This window comes from Aquiflexum gelatinilyticum (genome assembly GCF_024813435.1).
Taxonomy (GTDB): Bacteria; Bacteroidota; Bacteroidia; order Cytophagales; family Cyclobacteriaceae; genus Cognataquiflexum; species Cognataquiflexum gelatinilyticum.
In genome coordinates this window covers 118,202-136,523 of the sequence record NZ_JANAEZ010000007.1, presented here as the reverse complement: position 1 = coordinate 136,523, position 18,322 = coordinate 118,202, and the positions used below count along the sequence as shown (strand labels likewise).

General features: G+C 39.1%; 15 protein-coding genes. 4 read left to right on the top strand and 11 right to left on the bottom strand.

Annotated elements, in window-relative coordinates; genetic code table 11:
• The 4 genes from NK987_RS15575 to NK987_RS15560 all read left to right on the top strand — a co-directional run bounded on the left by NK987_RS15575 (position 1) and on the right by NK987_RS15560 (position 3,227).
• Complete coding sequence (locus NK987_RS15575; RefSeq protein WP_259264598.1) at positions 1-861, top strand: sugar phosphate isomerase/epimerase family protein; 861 nt, start codon at positions 1-3, stop codon at positions 859-861.
• Between the two features lie 60 nt (positions 862-921).
• Positions 922-2,127 carry a redoxin domain-containing protein gene (locus NK987_RS15570; RefSeq protein ID WP_259264597.1) on the top strand — a complete coding sequence of 402 codons (1,206 nt, stop codon included), beginning with the start codon at positions 922-924 and terminating at the stop codon, positions 2,125-2,127.
• 243 nt (positions 2,128-2,370) lie between these two features.
• Positions 2,371-2,820, top strand: a complete 450-nt coding sequence (locus tag NK987_RS15565; protein ID WP_259264596.1) for a MarR family winged helix-turn-helix transcriptional regulator — start codon at positions 2,371-2,373, stop codon at positions 2,818-2,820.
• On the top strand, positions 2,808-3,227 hold the full coding sequence (locus NK987_RS15560; RefSeq protein WP_259264595.1) for an organic hydroperoxide resistance protein: 420 nt from the start codon (positions 2,808-2,810) through the stop codon (positions 3,225-3,227). Before NK987_RS15565 ends, NK987_RS15560 begins: the two co-directional genes overlap by 13 nt.
• 320 nt (positions 3,228-3,547) lie before the next feature.
• Here NK987_RS15560 and NK987_RS15555 read toward each other — a convergent pair whose 3' ends face one another.
• The 11 genes from NK987_RS15555 to NK987_RS15505 all read right to left on the bottom strand — a co-directional run bounded on the left by NK987_RS15555 (position 3,548) and on the right by NK987_RS15505 (position 18,206).
• Positions 3,548-4,012 (bottom strand): nuclear transport factor 2 family protein, encoded by a 465-nt coding sequence (locus NK987_RS15555; protein ID WP_259264594.1) that lies wholly within the window; start codon positions 4,010-4,012, stop codon positions 3,548-3,550.
• A 784-nt stretch (positions 4,013-4,796) separates the two neighbouring features.
• Entirely contained in the window at positions 4,797-5,930 is a 1,134-nt protein-coding gene (locus tag NK987_RS15550) for a metallophosphoesterase (RefSeq protein WP_259264593.1), read from the bottom strand.
• A 1,165-nt stretch (positions 5,931-7,095) separates the two neighbouring features.
• Positions 7,096-7,620: a condensin complex protein MksE gene (locus NK987_RS15545; RefSeq protein ID WP_259264592.1), complete on the bottom strand. Its 525-nt coding sequence runs from the start codon at positions 7,618-7,620 to the stop codon at positions 7,096-7,098.
• Positions 7,607-8,818: a hypothetical protein gene (locus NK987_RS15540; protein ID WP_259264591.1), complete on the bottom strand. Its 1,212-nt coding sequence runs from the start codon at positions 8,816-8,818 to the stop codon at positions 7,607-7,609. Before NK987_RS15540 ends, NK987_RS15545 begins: the two co-directional genes overlap by 14 nt.
• Positions 8,811-9,605, bottom strand: a complete 795-nt coding sequence (locus NK987_RS15535) for a hypothetical protein (RefSeq protein ID WP_259264590.1) — start codon at positions 9,603-9,605, stop codon at positions 8,811-8,813. Before NK987_RS15535 ends, NK987_RS15540 begins: the two co-directional genes overlap by 8 nt.
• A complete protein-coding gene (locus NK987_RS15530; protein ID WP_259264589.1) occupies positions 9,602-12,262 on the bottom strand; it encodes an ATP-binding protein in 2,661 nt (886 codons plus the stop codon). Before NK987_RS15530 ends, NK987_RS15535 begins: the two co-directional genes overlap by 4 nt.
• 53 nt (positions 12,263-12,315) lie before the next feature.
• Positions 12,316-13,167 (bottom strand): HIT domain-containing protein, encoded by an 852-nt coding sequence (locus NK987_RS15525; protein WP_259264588.1) that lies wholly within the window; start codon positions 13,165-13,167, stop codon positions 12,316-12,318.
• Positions 13,168-13,201: 34 nt separating this feature from the next.
• Positions 13,202-14,164, bottom strand: a complete 963-nt coding sequence (locus NK987_RS15520) for an HNH endonuclease (RefSeq protein WP_259264587.1) — start codon at positions 14,162-14,164, stop codon at positions 13,202-13,204.
• A gap of 102 nt (positions 14,165-14,266) precedes the next feature.
• Complete coding sequence (locus NK987_RS15515; protein ID WP_259264586.1) at positions 14,267-15,784, bottom strand: sulfatase family protein; 1,518 nt, start codon at positions 15,782-15,784, stop codon at positions 14,267-14,269.
• A gap of 72 nt (positions 15,785-15,856) precedes the next feature.
• Positions 15,857-16,876 (bottom strand): cytochrome d ubiquinol oxidase subunit II, encoded by a 1,020-nt coding sequence (locus tag NK987_RS15510; protein ID WP_259264585.1) that lies wholly within the window; start codon positions 16,874-16,876, stop codon positions 15,857-15,859.
• A gap of 4 nt (positions 16,877-16,880) precedes the next feature.
• Positions 16,881-18,206 carry a cytochrome ubiquinol oxidase subunit I gene (locus NK987_RS15505; RefSeq protein WP_259264584.1) on the bottom strand — a complete coding sequence of 442 codons (1,326 nt, stop codon included), beginning with the start codon at positions 18,204-18,206 and terminating at the stop codon, positions 16,881-16,883.
• Positions 18,207-18,322: the final 116 nt, after the last annotated feature.

The following is an 18,322-nucleotide window of genomic DNA, read 5'->3' as shown; positions in this document are numbered from 1 at the left end:
ATGAATAAAAGAAGAGATTTCTTAAAAATATCAGGCGCGTTGGCATTGGGAAGTATCCTTGCCCCCAAGGATTTATTTGCTGCACCGTTTGCCAAAAAGCCAATAGGACTGCAGTTATATTCTGTACGAAAGGCCATGACCGATGATCCTCAGGGCACTTTACGCCTTGTATCTTCTATTGGATACAGGCACCTTGAAAATGCGAGTTACAAAGATGGATTGATTTACGGAATGGAACCGCTGTTTTACAGAAAGTACATTGAAGATTTAGGAATGAAACTGCAAAGTGCCCATGTTGGGGGACCGCAATATGATCCTGCCAAGAAACAGGAAGCGCTGGATTGGTGGAAAAAAGCTGCCGATGACCATAAAAAGATGGGCGCCAAATACCTCATCAAGCCCTCCATGCCTATCCCAAAAACCTTGGCAGAATTGGATATTTGGTGCGATTATTACAATGCTGTGGGTGAAGTGACCAAAAAATCAGGATTGATGTTCGGCTTTCATAACCACTCACGAGAATTTGAAAAAATAGAAGGAACCATCATGATGGATCACATGATCAAAAATACCGATCCGAAACTTGTGTGTTTCGAACTCGACGTCTATTGGTCCCAAAAGGGTGGTTATCCGGCAGTGGATTACCTCAATAAATATGCGGGAAGGTTTCCTCTTCTCCATATCAAAGATGAAGAAGAAATCGGAGCAAGCGGAACCATGGATTTCAAACCGATCTTCGAGGCTGCCTATGCCCAAGGAATGAAGGATTTCTATGTTGAGGTTGAAAAGTACAATTATGAACCTATCGAAAGTGTCCAAAAAAGCTTTGAATACCTCAACAAGGCGGCATATGTAAAATAAGCTAGTCAAAAGGCCTGCCCATTCTTCGATTGGAGAGGCCTTTTTTTAAATCCCAAACCTATGAAAAAACATCACTTATCCACATTTCTGATTGTTCTGAGCATGGCTTTTTTAGGAGCATGCGGCAAACAGGAATCCTCAGAAGAAAAAGAGACAACGCAGGATTCCACCACAGTATTTACTCCCAATCCACAGGAGATGACCGAACAGCCTGTTGGAAAATTGGCAATCGGAGATCAGGCCCCTTTTTTCAATTTGCCTGATGTAGAAGGGAAAATGGTCTCGATCGATGACTTCAAAGATGCAGATGTATTGGTCATCAACTTCACCTGCAACCACTGCCCGACAGCACAGGCCTATGAGGACAGGTTTATCAACATGGTCAATGAGTACAAAGGAAAAAGCGTTGCTTTCGTGGCTATTTCCCCAAACAGTCCCATAGGTATTTTACCGGAAGAATTGGGCTATACCGACCTAAGTGACGATTACAAAAGCATGCAGATCCGGTATGTGGATAAAAAGTATAATTTCCCTTACCTCTATGATGGAGACACCCATCAATATTCCCTGGCTTATGGTCCGACAGCTACCCCACAGGTTTTTGTATTTGACAAAGAAAGAAAACTCAGCTATTCAGGCAGGATAGATGCTTCCGAAAAACCCGGTACGGCCAACGGAGAAGACCTCCGAAACGCTATCGAAAAAACTTTGGCCGGAGAACCCCTGCCTGTGGATAAGTCTATCACGCCGGCCTTTGGATGCTCTACCAAATGGGCTTGGAAAAATGAATACACCCTCAAAACCAATGAAGAATGGAAGAAAAAACCAGTGGAAGTTCAAAAGATATCCACAACCGAATTGGCTGACCTGCTCAAAAACGACACTGACAAATTATTGCTGATTAACTTTTGGGCGACTTGGTGTGGTCCCTGTGTGATCGAATATCCCGAGTTTATTGAAATCCAAAGGATGTACATGGGCAGGGATTTTCAGTTTGTCTCCCTCAGTATGGATAACCCCAATCAGGAAGATAAAGTCCTGAAGTTTCTCCAAAGCAAATACTCTGCTGTCCCCAATTACCTGATCGATACAGAAGACAAATACGCCGTCATCGATGTGGTCAAAAACGGTTGGGACGGAAGTCTCCCTATCACCCTTTTGATCGAACCAGGAGGAAAAATGGCTTACACAAGAATGGGTGAAATCAATGCCTTGGAACTGAAAAGGGCAATTGTAGACCATCCTATGATTGGGAGGTATTATTGATTGGTTATTGGTTAATGTGTTATTTGGTTATTGGTTAGCTGTATCATAAGCCCTTCTGAATTCGGAAGGGCTTTTTTTTCTTTACCACCAAAGTCCAATAAATAACATAAAAGCCTTCAGACTTGGTGGAAGAATTTCCAATTTGAAATTAATTTCCTTTGTGTCTTCGTGGCTTTGTGGGATTAATTTTGTTCATTAATAATATTTCCATAAATTGAATTGTGAACAATATATTTCTTCTATATGCCAAATTTACCAAACCTTCAAAATGACCTCGGATTTGACTTTTATGTAGCTTCTAGGTTGGTTTCACAAGCTTACAGAGAACCGCTACAGGAATTAGGATTAACTTATCCACAGTATTTGGTGATGCTGGTACTGTGGGAGGAAGATGGGCAAATGGTTTCACAAATCGGAGAAAAGCTTCAATTGGACTCAGGGACACTCACACCTTTGCTCAAAAGATTGGAATCAGCCAACCTTATCCACCGCAACAGGAGCGAAAATGACGAACGGAAAGTAGTAGTGGAACTCAGCTACCCCGGCAAAGCCCTACAAGCCAAAGCCAAAGAAATCCCCGAAAAAGTAGCCACATCTCTCAACAGTTGGGAAGAAAATGAGTTATCTAATCTGTCAACCCTTACCAAAAAACTGATCAAAGACTTTACCCAAACGAACTCATGGAAAAAATAAACATCAGCTACACAGCCACAGCCATCAACACAGGTGGAAGAAGAGGTCATGTCCGGACAGATGACGGCATGTTGGATTTCGATGTGGCCATGCCAAAGGAAATCGGCGGTCCAGGGGGCAAGACAAATCCTGAACAATTGTTTGCCGCAGGATATGCCACCTGCTTTGGAGGTACCTTGGCTGCTATCGCAAAGGGAGTGAGTCTCATGGATTCAGAAATCACTGTGAAAGTTCATACCGGAGAATCAGACAAAGGTGGCTATGCTTTGGCAGTAGACATCGCTGTCAGCATTCCAAAGGCTTCCTCCAAGTCAGAAGCACAAGAATTGGTCGAGGCTGCCCATGCGCAATGCATGTATTCCAAGGCAGTTAAGGGAAATATTGAAGTAAGGGTGCAAGCGGTTTAAGCCAGGTAATTCTCTTTCAAAAAAATAAGGTGAAAAATCCCAGAAAAATTCCCATAAAAATACGGTTCCGTACTTTTACTTGGTTGAGATGAGATTTTCCACCTGAACTGTAGCTGTGGCCGGCAAGACGTGGGAATTTAGAACATTCTTTCGAATATTTCAAAACTTCGATAGGAATAATAGTTTTTTGATTTAAAAAGCCGAAAAAACAAAATCCAAGCTATTGATTTTCGACATGATTGAATTTTCTATGCGAGGAAGGTCAATAATATTCCGCTGATTTGTGATCGCCAATTCAATCTTGAATGGTTATTCATTGCTTATTGCTGCATGTATTTTTTTAGCAGAGATTGGGATTGGCTTTTGATTTTGTTTTGGACCATTGGAGACCAACCCAATAATATCCCTTTCCAACCCAAAGCCATCCTTGACCATTTCCACAAGTCAAAGCTGTCCGTATGTTTGATGATTTTTCCGTCCTTGAATTCAAATTCGGCTGTGATTTTGTTGTGGACCATTCTTTTGTCAGGACCAAATGGATAAACTGCCTCCCAATGCGCTTCGCCTGAATTCCTAACCACTTTGATATTTGAGAAAGATACCTTCAGGTTGCCTTTACTTCGTTCGATCAGCATTTTCCACATACTTTTGGCCTGTTCGCCCCTAAGCTTTCCAAAAACAGGATCTTCAAAGACTATATCCTGATGGTAATAAGAAACCATTTCATCTGCTTTTCCTTTGGCAAATGCTTTGTAAAAATTGTGGATAACTTTTTCATTGTCCATATAGTATGAAGTTAAGTTGTATCAAAAGTTAATCAATAAAGTGCTATTTACCGCATTGGACGCGAAGGTTTCGCTAAGAGCGCAATTTGAAATATGTGGCATTCTATTTTACCACAGAGGGCACAGAGAACTGTGTTATAACCGCAATGACCGCAAAGGTTTCGCGGAAGGACCCAATGGAAAATTCTCTGCATGTTCGATTGATCACGTCATTCTGAGCCGCAGCTTGCGGAGATGAAGAATCTCCTTAATCTTTGACAAGTTTGGTCAGACCTTTTACTTTACTCATGGTGACTAATTTAACTGAGATCCTTCAGTCGTGCCTCCTTCAGGATGACGGGACACCAATCGTCATTTTCCGTCAGAACATCTGGTCCACATGATTTGCTTTTCCATTGCTATTAACCGACATGTTCACAAAAGTTTCGCTAAGGGGCGCAATTTGAAGTATTTGGCATTCTATTTTACCACAGAGGGCATAGAGTTTGACTTCTGTTATGAAAAGTTTTTTACCGCTATGGACGCTATGGTTAAGCAAAGGATCGCAATGGGCTTTTCTTTGGGTCTTTGCGACTTTGCGGGATTAAAAAATGATAGTCTGACGGCTTGAAGCCATCCGACTGATTTGCGGCTTTGCGAATTGGCGTGAGATAAGAAGTTATACAGCTTCTGGAGAAGCAGGACAACGGGAAACACTTTTTCTTTGCGTCTTTGCGCCTTCGCGGGACTTATTGCCTTTGTGTCTCAGTGTCTTTGTGGGATTATGTTTTTCGAGCTTGCGAGCTTATTTATCCATGAACATGTCCCTCATCTCATCCAAGGGTAATTCCTCCAAGAGCTCCCTTTTGGAGATTCCCTCTTCCTCTGCCCACCGGACAAGCCTTACAAATCCATCAGCGATCTCAATCCCCGAGATGCTGTTGTCACTGTAGCAGCAACAGCCGGCGTTGAAGTAGGTGGGCTTGTACTTCGGCAAATCTTCGACTCCAAGCGTACATTGACTCGGATGCCTTTTGATCTTTTCTTCCAATTCAGCAGACTTATCCACATCCCCATTTTTCTGTGCCTCCACCAATTGTGCCCTAAGCTGTTGGATATGACTGTAGGAGTGAAAGATGGGCTGATGGGTATGTCCGGTTACCAAAACCACATTTTCCTGTTGCTGACTCCACTCGTACATGAGTTTGTTGTGGAGAGTTTTTTCCTTTTGGCTGAGAGCAGGTGTGTTGATGTTGATATCCAAAAATGACTGCAAAGGCCCCCAAATGTAGGCCACAAACCAAATCGAAAACTTATTGCCATCACTCCTTTTGTCCCCCTGATGCCCATGTGTACAAAACACATCGATATGCCTCCCGTCTTTGTATTTGACCCGCACCACGATACCGCCATAGATATTGATGGCTTTGTCATAAATCTCCCGTAGGTACATCTTCGAAAATGGATCTATCTTCCAAAAAAGGTCATGGTTGCCATAGATTTTGAAGAAAGCATTCCGCTGAACAAACTTCTTTTCCACCTCAAAAGTCTTTTTGTTGTGCTGCATGATGGAGAAGATGTTGAACTTCCAAAACTCCTCGCTATCGCCCAAATTGATATAATATGATCCCTTTTCATTGTAATGTTCCAAAGCAGTAAGGTAATTGTTCTCCGCATGGCGGAATTCATCCCGGCCTTTTCTATTCCCCTTGTGCACATCGCTGAAGATGATAAAGCTGTTGTTGCGCATGTCAAGGTGGTAGAGTGCGCCTTCTTCAGGTTCGGGGTTTTGGGTGATATCCCGGTATATTTCTGTCAGACGCTTGAAAACAGATTCCCTATCCGGCGAGGAAGAAATCTTCTTGGAAAACCATATAGTCGGCTTGCGCAATACAAAAACAATCGGGGCTTTGAGGATTTGAAAGAATCGTTGGAACATGGGGCTAAAAATAGGGAAAAATTTAGAGTGGTTGTAGTGGTTGAAATTGTTGTCGGGTTGTCGAGTTGTCAGCTTCGCGTTGTCGGGTTGTCGGGTTGGAATTGTTGTAGTGGTTGTAATTGTTGTAATTGTTGTAACAGTTGTGAAGTTACCTGCTGCGCGTTGTCAGGACTGCAAACTGAAAACTGAGAATGCATACTGGAATTGTTGTCAGCTTCGCGTTGTCGGGTTTTCAAGTTGTCGGGTTGTCTGAAGCGCGTGGTTAGGTCTGCAAACTGAAAACTGAGACTGCATACTGAAATTGTTTTCTGCTGCGCGTTGTCGGGTTGTAGGGTTGTAATTGTTGTCATTGTTATCGGGTTGTCGGGTTGTGGAAAACCCCGAAGGGGTGGTAGGATTATAGAAAAGGTTGCAATTGTTCTAGTGGTTGTGATGGTTGTAATTGTTGTCGGGTTGTCGGATTGTGGAAAACCCCGAAGGGGTGGTAGGATTATAGAAAAATGGATTTGATAGTAGGGTAGGCAAAACCCCGAAGGGGTGACATATTTATAGATCAGAATCAGTCGGGAAGTCAGGTCAGGTTTTGGCTAATTTTATGACCAAAGTTGGAGATGGCTTTCCGCCAAAACAAGGAAGGGATTGAATGCCTGAGGGGTAAAGAGATTAGTGATGATGGTCTTGGAATAGTACAAGCAATTAAATTATCGGAATAATGATATGGTTTCTTGGAAATTGGTCAAAAGGTAACGAATGGGTAAGGAGGGTGTAACGGGTGGGTAGGAGAAGGGTAAGGGAAGGGTAGCGGAAAGTGGGGGGAAATTGCTGATTTTTGGAAATATTATTGAATTATTTCTTTTAGAATTGATTTATTTTAAGTTGGGGTGAATTGTTTTATTTTGGGAAATGGCTTGGAAATACGGCTTGATCTTCTTCTTGTCCGGTAGAAAAGTTAAAGATCTTTTTTCATTTGGAACCATAATAACCTGTCGTTGGAAAATGACTAATTGGATTCATCATTAATGCTGTTGATTTAGAAAATGTAAATTACAAAATGTTAATCGGGTATCAATTTTCATTTGACGAGGGGGTAAGCTCGCAGTATCCCTTACTTTGGTAGGGCTTTGCTAGGGGTTCGGAGGGAGGGTTAAATGTAGCGAGTAAACAATTATTTGAAGGATTGAATCTTATCGTCTCCAATTAAGTCTTTTGCAAAGTCAATAAATAGTTTGTGTGCTTTGGTAAATGAATATCTATCGTTGCCTTGTTTTACTGCTATGTTTCTCTTAACCATAGTTCCAATATGTCGCTTTAAACTGTCGTCTGTGTTTAGTTGCTTGTTAGCTTTGATTACGTCTAACCATGATGAATTTTTAAAGTATTCGAGTATTTCGTCAATATGAAATTCCGAATAATTAAGTTCTTCTAAGAAATTCTTACCGTCTTTGTCAAGTTCATAGCATAGAATTGAAAAGAAAATAGAAATATCTCTTGATGTGTTTTCGTTTGTCTCGCTTGAAACCAAGTAATAAAAGTCGTGATTACCAATTATTTCAAAGCCAAAAGAAGTCTCAAAAAAATTGATATAAAAGTCTTCATTCTTCTTGATTGTCTCAAACAAATAATCCTCAACTGTTATGAACTTCCCTTCCATTAAGAAAGTGACTATTTCTTTGTGTTTATCTGGATACATCTTCTTGTTTCTTAATTGTAAGTTTCGGCATAATCAGTTCTGATTCGTCATTGGAAACAGTAATTTTATTTCCTTGTTTGTTTACTGTAACTTCATAATCATCTTCAAAAAGTAAACTGGTTACCATAAAAAAATTGTCAAAGGAAAAATTTTCACTTTCTTGCTTGATAGAACTTTCACACCATTTAAAAAAATCCTCTACGGGCAAATTTTTGTTCAAAGTTTCTTTATATTTTGATTTATCAAAGAGCCAATCGTTTGTTTCTTGTGCATCTTCTACGATAATTAATTCAGTTTCGTTTTTGAACTGTTCAAAGTATTCTTTCGTGTTTTCATAAACAAATCTGTTGTAGATGTTATCACGAGTAGAAACGAATATTCGAGGTGGTTCAATACCTTTATAACAATTCCCATTATTTAGATAGTGATGAAAACCCCTTAAATATTGGCTTTCAGTTTTTATTCGCTCAATTAATGGCAATAATTCATTGGTGAGAATAACGGATTGAGTATTAAGGTCTTTCCCTACTTGACGAAGTAGATGATAAAGTTTCTCAAATTCTCGTCTTATACTTTCATCTCTATAATCAAATCTTTTTACGTTGGAAAATTGAGAAACATTCAGCAATTCGTTGTAGATAGATTGACTATGATTTACATCTAAAATTGTATTGAGTGGAGAAATGTAATTTTCTATAAGATATCGTGCCTTATGAATTTTTTCTTGATAGTCAATTTTCTTATTGTTCGCTTTTAATTCTTTTGATTCAGTCAACAAACTTTTGGTATTATTTACAACAGCGTTTGTGAACTTCTTAATTTGGTTTGATAAGGCTTCAATTCTTTCCAACAAAATGTTCTTATCATCATTTATACCTTCTTTGATTTTTAGAAATAAAGTCCTGATTGATTGCCCGAAATGTTCTATTTCTTCAGGTAAGAGAGGTTTGAATTGTTGATGTATAAACTCAAAAAGAATCAAATAAGGCTCGTTAAATGCAAAGTCATCATTCTGCTCAACCAATATTTGATATTCGGTTAGTTGTGTCTGTATATTCTTGTCATAGTTTTCTAAACAAATATTTAGAGCTTCTTTCGTAATAATATCATTCTTAACCTGTATGTCAAAAAGGTCTCGTAGCAAATCGTAATGACTTGCCATAAACTGCAATATTGATTTTGGTTCTGACTTAATCATATTTCCAATATTGTTGCTCTAAAAATCGGTTATTTCTTATTATTGTTTCTCTAATTCTAATAACGTTAATGTCTCTACTTTGCTTAATTCTATTAGTCATTTCGGCTTTGTTGCCTTTTAGACTTTGAGAATACTTATTAAAGAGTTCATTATAATTTTCGGGTATGTGTAATTGGGCAAAGTCAAAAACTTCTTTGATTCTTAGAAACTCTTCAAGACCGTTAAAATCATAATCAACAAAAACAAGTAAGTGTTTTGTAGAAAGGCAGTTTAGTGATTCTTTTCCAATTCGACCATATTTATGAAGGAATACATAATTTTTGCCTAAAAGTTTTTCGGCAACTAAAAACGTGTCTAAGTTCTCAACAATACAAATGCGTTTGGCTTCAATCTTTTCAGCATTACAAGCGAATATTTGGAATTTGTTTGTATAATCTTCTAAATTTAAATAATTACCATTTATCTTAATTGTATCAAAGCCTCTAAGCATAAAGATTGGTGAAGTAACTGTTTTTTGAATTTTAGAGTTTCTAAATTTTCTAACATTGTCGGACTTGTCTTTGACTTCAATGTCTTCTGGAAAATAGGTTTTAAAGAAACTTTCAAATTCAACCGCCTTCTTTATTTCGTATCTGAAGCCTCTACCTGACTTTGTTTTTTCAAGGATTAAAGAAGAAACTAAACCTTTGAAATGCGAGGAACTCAAAACAGTTTTCGGGATTGCCTTTTCTGTAAGAAAAGAATCCTCTTTTAATTTCTTGTATGTTCTAAAATCTGTTTGATTCACACTGTTTTCTTTTTACGGTATATTACATTTCCGTTAGTTTCACTTAAAACAATTTTTCCCTTACTTCTTCTCACTAAGTAGTATTTATCAAATCCGTCATATGGGTGCAATGGTGCGGCTGATATGGGAACAAAATTATTTTCCTTGCAGAAATTTAAAATCTCAATTCTGTTGGCTTCATCAATTGTTCCGATTTCATCAACGAAAATCACAATTTTGTTTTCTTCATCATTAATTACAATTTGATGGATAATTGACATAATAATTACCATTCTAATCATTTTGTCTGTTCCGTCTGATTCAATTTGATTTCTTAAATCAACGACTTTATGCTGTCCTTTTTTGTCAAGGTGCAACTTGATGTCAAAAAGGTTATTAAAATCAATTACGAATTGATTATCCAAATATCTGTTCAGAATATTAAGGTTTTCCGATTGGTCGTCAAAGATTAGTTCAGAAGTTAAATCTCTAATATCCATTATCTTCTTCAAATCTTTAATTAGATTTTCGTTCGGAATGATTTCAATACTCAAAGAATCTATGTCAGAGATTTTAATTTTTCGGATTTTTGAATTGAATTGATTATTGATGAACGCTTCAAACTCTTGAAATTTTGAATGAAGTGTTTTGCACGGAATTGAAAATTGCGTTGAAATGTTTTTCAATAATGCGTCAATACTTTTCTGCTTATCTTCAAGCGTTGCGAGTTCAGAATCAAGATATTTGATAAACTCATCTTCCGAAGCAAAACCGGTTTCCGTTTTTGTTTTCAGATTTTCAAATAATCTTTCTTTGTTGTTTTTGATACTTTCTCGTTCAGAAGAGTTTCTTTCAAAATTTTTGAAAAGGTTGTCAAGCGTTTCGTTTGTTTGATATTCAATTGGAATTATTCCCGATTGCTCAACTTTTACTTTCCAACCTTGAATTTCCTTAATACGATTTTCTGCTTTATTGATGTCTTCCGAAAGAATATTTATAGCTTCACTAATTCTCGCAATGAGTTCCGTTGTTTGTTTTAATTCCTTTCCTGTGTTCTCTTGATTTTGAAATAGATTTTTTAGTTCTTCTTCTAACTCTGCAAGATTCTTTTCAAGTTCGGGTAACGAATTAAGTTCTTCAATTTTTTTTTCTGTTTCTTTAATTTTTGCTCGAACAGAAGAAAGTTCAGAACGATATTTTTCTAAATCTTTCGCTATCGGTAAAAGTTTTTCGTTACTTATTTTTTCTTTGATTGCATTTTCTCGTTGAAGTTTTAAGTCATCAATAGACGGAATTGGTTTTCCTTTAAAGTCTTTCGGAATTGTAATTGCTCCGTCAAAGATTTTCATTATTTCAGATAGATTTTCAATTCCCAATTGAATATTTTCTTTCGGAAGTGCAGTAATGGAATCGGAAAGAATTGCGTTTAGCAATTCTTTGTCTTTCCCATTTTTGCTTATCTGATGAATGAGCAAATTTGAGTAAGTTTCAATTTGTCCGTCAAGTTTTGAAATTTCTTGATTGAGTTTAGAAATTTTGTTTTCTAAATCTCGACTGTTTAGGTTTTGATTTTCAATTTGAGTTAATCGGCTTTCGATGTCTTTTCTTTGTGTGTCTAAATTACTGAATGACTGTTTTAAAAAGTCAATTCCCTCATACGATTTTATATTTCGGATTTTTTCGGCAAGGGATTCTTTTGCTGAACCTTTTTGAGAAATGGTTGCTTCTAATTTTCCAATAGTTTGATTTAAATTGTTTTGTTTCGGGGTTAAGTCTTCACTTAATCGTGTTCTGTTTTTATCTCGTTCATTCTTTTTCTCGAAAAGTCTTGTGTTAATGTCAATATTCACAGATGAATAAAGTACTTCAAACGCATATACAATTTCAGATAAAATCTGATTTTTTGCCTTGTACTGATTGACTAATTCCTTGAAGTCGGAAAAACTTTTTTTAATACTTCTAATTGCCTTGATTTCTTTGTTATGTTTCAAAAGTGTTTGAATGTCCTTTTGGTTTTTCTTGGAAAATTCAACTTGTTCATTTTCTTTATTGTCAGCAATAATCAAAGATTCCTTTAAAGTCTTGTTGTCAATAAGTTTTGAGTTAATCAGGTAACGATAAATTTTAGAAAAGTTGTTACTGATTTCTCTTTGGTCTTGTGATGCTCCTTCGTTTAACCACACAACACCGTTATTTTTCTTTCCTTTTTGATATACAAAATTGAAAAGGTCTCGTCTGTTAGAATATTTGCTGTATACTACTCCTGATGAAGAAAATTCAGCAAGTAATGAATCAAATTTCTTAAGTTTTTGTCCTTCTGGTGTTTGTTCAAAATAATGTTCCTCTTTATAATCGCTGTCAATTTTGTAATAATCTAAACTTCCCTCTGCATTCTTCTTTACTAAGATGCAGTAATACCGCTTTTTGAAAATCTCAAAAATAATGTAACTCGAATTGATAGAAGGGAAGTAATGATTAATTGTCGATTTGTCTCCTGTCCGATTACCACTAAATGTCATTTGTTTTCCGTCAATGATATACAGAAAGTTTAAGGCATAAATTAGAGTGCTTTTCCCAATGTTATTAGGTCCAACAATTTGTAATGAATCGCAATCGCCTAACTCGATGTCAGCTTTTGAATATATTTCTGAATGAAGAATAACGAGTCTTTTTAGCATAGTTAAAATTACATATAAAGTTACTTGTTCTGAACTGAAGGTAAAATTTACATTTATTTAGGAATCACTCCCCGGACTCCACCTTCTGGGTTATCCACATCTCCAACGTATCGGGGAATAAGGTGAATATGAACATGGTCAACAGTCTGGCTGGCAGATTTGCCGATATTTATCCCTATATTGAAACCATCAGGTTCATACTTTTTTTGGAGAATTTCTTTTACATAATTCAGCATAAAAATACAGGCCGATTGTTCCCGAAAGCTCAAATCAAAATAGTTATCCACATGTCTTTTTGGAATGATTAAAGCCTGACCCTTGGATACAGGAAATTTGTCCAACATAGAAAAAGCCGTTGCTGATTCGGCTAGAAGTGTCCTATCTGGAGAAGGATTACAAAATGGGCAAGAATCCGCTTTTGGATCTATATTTTTTTGATTATATGGCCTATACTCATAAATTTCACAGTTTTCGTTTCTGAATATGGAGAAAAAAGGAAGGATCACATTGCACTGGTAGGTTGGTTTTTGATGGATTTTATGTGTTCTGAAACCTTCAAAAGTGATGTCCCTTCTAACAGCAAAATAGGCTTTTCCGGTAGGTTTTAACAGTTGTGAAATCTCCATCAGCACCCTTGTCTGCTCTTCTTGCATCAGGACATTGAGCACATAAAAACAGATAATTGTATCGAATTGCTTTTGTGGATAACTTGGAAAATAATGCCTGTCATATCCGACAATATCAATCCCCTTTTCCTTCAAAACCTCCACATCCTTTCCAAAACCACATCCAAAGTCCAAGACCTCTCTTATTAACAATCCCTTATTCAAAACATGCCTTGCAGGAAAAGAAATTGAATCCCGTTCTTTGGCGGTGAGGTGGTTGAAGGAATTGGATGGGCTCATAAAAAAGAAGTTTTTTTGCTAACGCTATATTTGATTATCCCTTAAAAATATTCTCTCGATGCCAAGCTAAATTTTCTTGAGATGGAAAATAATCCTTTTCGAAAGGGAGTTTAATTTTTACTCCCCCCAATAATTTTAAACTGTATGGATGTGTTTCATCTTCATATATATGTTTCGAAACAATTATCCTAAATGAGTTATCCACAGTCAAAAGTCCTCTATCAAAAGCCCGATGCATATTTGGACAAAGGGCTAATCCGTTTGAAATAGTATCATTTTGATTGTAACTAAACGGAACTATGTGGCACGCGTCAATTAGGGAATATCCATGTAATGAAGTCAAACGCAAACCCGTAAAGCAACAAGAGTTATTATAAATCTTTGGGATCATCTTTTTGAAAATTCCATTTCTAACAAAAATTACTTCTTCTTGGCTTATTCTTATACTTGTCTTGGGACTTGTGGCCTTATTTAGCACATACAATTCAAGTTGATCCAAATACCCTTCCTGCCCTGTTTTTGCTTGAAAAAAGTTTCTTAAATCATTTGGAAAATAGTTATCTAACAATGCTGTTTTAAGAATTTCTCTTGAATCCCTATTAGATAGATAAAAATATAATTCTGGTAAAAAGTAACCATAATCAAGCACTTCGCTTAAAGTATTCACGCTTTTTATATGGGAATTTATTGAATAACCCGGTTTAGGTTTCAAAAACCAAAATGGATTGGATTGGATTTTATCATTTTGGAGATAAAAGAAAGGCTGTGTAAAATCAGATTGATGTGGGGTATCAACCAACAATTGCCAATTTTCTTGAAAAATCCCGACAAGATCAGAATTGAGGAAGACCCTGTTTTCCGAAATCATACCCTTATCTATCATTTCGATGAAGGTTAATAACAAAACGGGCTTATGGGGAGCTAAACCAAATTTTGTAGAAGCTCTTTTCAAACTTTTTAACCCACGAATAAAATTTTCAAGAGAATATGTATTCATCAATGTCACTGAAGTTTTAATTTTTGAATTTAACTAATTAAAACATTCATATCTAAAAATCAGGAATTATTTGGCTTCCAAAACCAATTAAGCTATTCTATTTCAATCCAAACACCCAAACCCCTCCTTACTTTCCTTTCCAAATGGAGGAAGGATGCGGTAGGCTTCGATGCGTTGTTGGATGGGGGCATCTTCCATTTGGTAATTTGGCGTATAGCGGACTTCATCCCAATAGGTGGACTTTGGATCGGTAGCCCTGAGGTCTCCGGTTTCGGTCATCCATGCCAATAGTTGGGTTTTCAGCTGTTCTTTGACTGCTTGAGATTCAGGTTCGGCAGCGAGGTTGTGTATTTGATAGGGATCCTTGATTACATCATACAATTCCTCTTCGGGCCTAAGCCCAAAGGAAAGGGCAAAGTAATCCGGTTGGCCCGGTTTAGCTTTTCCTTCCTGATTCATGATCAGAAACTTGGTGATGGAATGGTCCACATCCCCATATTGACCTACGGATTGGTGGACTGTCGGGTCTCCGGCGGGATTGCGCTCGGGTATGGGGTTCCAGATATAGAGGTATTGGTGGTTTCTGATTCCCCTCATCGGATAGCTGAGGTTGCCCTTGCGGACATTGGCATGCCGCTCGCGCTCGAGGAATACCTGATCCCGGTCTTGTTTTTTGCCATCCAATAGGGCCCAAAGGGATTGTCCACACATGTCATCGACATCCTGACCTGCCGCTTCGATAAAGCTCGGGGCAAAGTCCACAAAATTCACAAAATCGTCAATGACAGTTCCGGCTTTGGCTTTTGCAGGCCAACGGATGGCCAAAGGCATGCGGGTACCAAGGTCGTAGAGATTTGCTTTTGCCCGTGGAAAAGGCATGCCATTGTCACTTGTCATGACGATGATCGTATTGTCTAGTTCACCGATTTCCTCCAGCTGTCGGATGAGTTGTCCACATTCCCTGTCAAAGCGCTCTATCTCAAAATAATAGTCCAGGATATCATTCCGTACACAGTCATTGTCAGGAAAAAATCCGGGGACATTGACATCAGACAACTTCATGCCGCTTTTGATTCCGGTGTTGGTTTCATATTCGCGGTGCGGGTCACTGCTGCCAAACCAAAATGTGAAAGGTTGGTCTTTTGGTCTTTGGTCCAAAAAGGTTTTGAAGTCTTCAAATTGCTTTCCTGCAGGATTATGGGTGAGGCCGGAGACCAAAAACTCTCCCGGTCCCCAACCTTTGCGAGTGGAACCTGTGAAATAACCGGCTTGTTCGAGAATGCTGACATAGGTGGGATATTGGGCAGGAAACTCTGACCATAGATTTCCCCCGGATTCATTTTGGTGTGGATATCTTCCGAGCAAAATCGAGGCACGCGAAGGGGAACAGGATGGGGAGGCGGTATAGGCATTGGTAAACAAAGCGCCTTCTTTGGCAAGTCTGTCAAAAGTGGGTGTCCTTACCACCCGATCACCATAGACGCCGGCATGTGGATAAGACCAATCGTCTGCTATCAAAAAGAGGATGTTTGGGGGCTTTTGGGGAGTGTTTTCAACTTCTTTCTTTCCACATGAAAAAAGGAGGATCAAGGAGAAAAAGAGGAGTTGGAAAGATTTCATATATGAGGCTTTTTGTTTTTTCCTTAACAATATCAGGTACCTAATTTAAATGTAAATCATGATTGTAATAAATCACTTTTTTGCCAAAGGTTGAAAAGGCCGCTTTTGAAAGCTATAGATGAGGTAAAACAAAGAGGGAAGGATAAAGACACTTCCTACAAGGAGTGCAATGCCAAGGCTGTTCATGGTGGCAGGACCGGCAGCGGCTTCTTTCAGGATCAGGACACTGTTTTTGAAAACCATAAATGCAGGATGAATACTGTAAAACAGGGCAAAGAGGATCATACTAACCTGAAAACCTACCAGGATCCTTGCTCTCATGTGAAAATTTTCCCTCAAATACTTCCATGTCAAGGGAAGGGAAATACTAGCCAAGACCAATGCTAAAATCGTGATGGGATGCTCCAACATGCCTGCCAACAAAGGAATGCCCTCCAAGGTGGCAGCCAAAAAAACCACAGCGCCGGCAACTACTGTCAGGATATTCATCCTGATGGCTTTTTTTCTGAACAGCATTTGGTCTTCGTGGTTTTGGGCTTCACCGATCAAAAAGACGGCAGCCAAATACCCGCAAATAGCCACAGTAAACAAGCCTACACTGATCGGGAAAAAGGCCAACCATGGAAACAAGTAGGCCTCAGGGAAAGAAGCTGCCTCTAAGTCTATTCTTCCCGAGATGATCGTCCCTGCCAGGATGCCTAGAAAGAGCGGACTGAGGAAAGAAGAATAGACAAAGATAAGGTTATACAAGGGCTGAAATTTTCCCTGATCCGGATCATAATGCCTGAAAATAAAGGCTGTTCCCCGAGCAATTATACCCAGTAGCAACAGGGAAACAGGGATATGGAGGAAAATGGAAACAGTCGAGTAAACTTTTGGAAAGCCCACAAAAAGGATGACGATGGTGATGATGAGCCACATGTGGTTTGCTTCCCAAATGGGACCGATCGCCTGATAAGTAAGTAGCCTTGTGCGGTCTTTTTTGGCATCCGAGGTAAAAAATTCGATGATGCCTGCACCAAAATCCGCCCCTCCGAAAAGCAGGTACATCAATAATGACAAGTACAAAAAAGCAATGATGATATCTACCATGGGATCAGGATGTTTTGGGTGAAAGTTGCTCCGTTTCCTTATCCAAAGCCTTTACCTGCTTTGCCAGCAACGCGCCTACGATCAGGGATAGTGACAAGTACACTGCCACATAAAGCCAGAATGAATACACGATTCCCGGCATTGGGGTCACCGCATCAGCTGTCCGCATGATACCATACAGGATCCAAGGTTGCCTTCCTACCTCAGTCACTACCCAACCTGCCTCCACGGCAATAAAACCCAAAGGGCTCAATAGGGCTAGCAAAGCCAAAAACCAGGGGGCATGTAAATAGGAGGATTTTTTCCACAGCCCAAACAACCAAATCAATCCAACCAGCATCAGCAACATGCCTATACCTACCATGATCTGAAATCCATAGTGGGTAATTGCCACCGGAGGACGCTCATCTTGGGGGATATCCTCAAGCCCCTTGACCTCTGTGACGAAGTCACCATGGATCAGGTAACTCAACCCTCCCGGGATTTTGATGGCATAATTTACTGTTTGGGTAGCTTCATCCGGAATCCCTCCGATGATCAAAGCCGCCCTTTCTTCGGTGTGAAAATGCGCTTCCATAGCCGCAAGCTTTGCGGGCTGTCGGTGGGCAACATCTTTGGCAGCATGGTGCCCGCTCAGCGGCATCAGAATGGCCGCGACAGCGCCGATAGTCAGGGAAATCCTGAGAGCAGGAATGTGGATATCTTTGGATTTTCCCTTCCTGATCATCCAGGCATGGATCCCACCTACGGCAAAGCCTGTTGCGACAAAGGCTGCCAGCGTCATGTGCAAAGCCTGACTGAACCAGGCTTCATTAAACATCGCGGCGATCGGGTCAATATTGGTATAAACCCCATCGATGATATCAAATCCTGTAGGTGCATTCATCCATGCATTGGCTGCAACAACCAATATGCCTGATGCCAAGCCGCTGACCCCTACTACTACTCCTGTAAACCAATGAAACCAAGGGTGGAATTTTCCCCAACCATAGAGGAAAAAGCCCAATGCTATGGCTTCGATAAAAAAGGCCGTTCCTTCCAGGGAAAATGGCATACCAAATATCGGTCCTGCCTCTTCCATGAATTTGGGCCAAAGCAGACCAAGTTCAAAAGAGAGCATTGTTCCTGAAACTGCACCTGTAACAAAAAAGATTGCCACGCCTTTGCTCCATGCGACGGTCAGTTTCTTGTAAGCTTCCTTACCGGTTTTGAGATAGATGTAATGGGAAATGGCCATAAAAAACGGCATGATCATTCCAATGCAGGCAAAAATGATGTGAAAGCCCAGAGATAAGGCCATCTGAGACCTTGCAGCTAAAAGATCATCCATTTGGGAGGAGGTTTTGGTAAACAGGATGGCTAAGTAATTTACATTAGCAGTTTAAAAGTAGGGTATTTTTTTGAAGGAAACCAGGTGGGGAGTGGGTAAAAGGTTGGAAGTTTGAG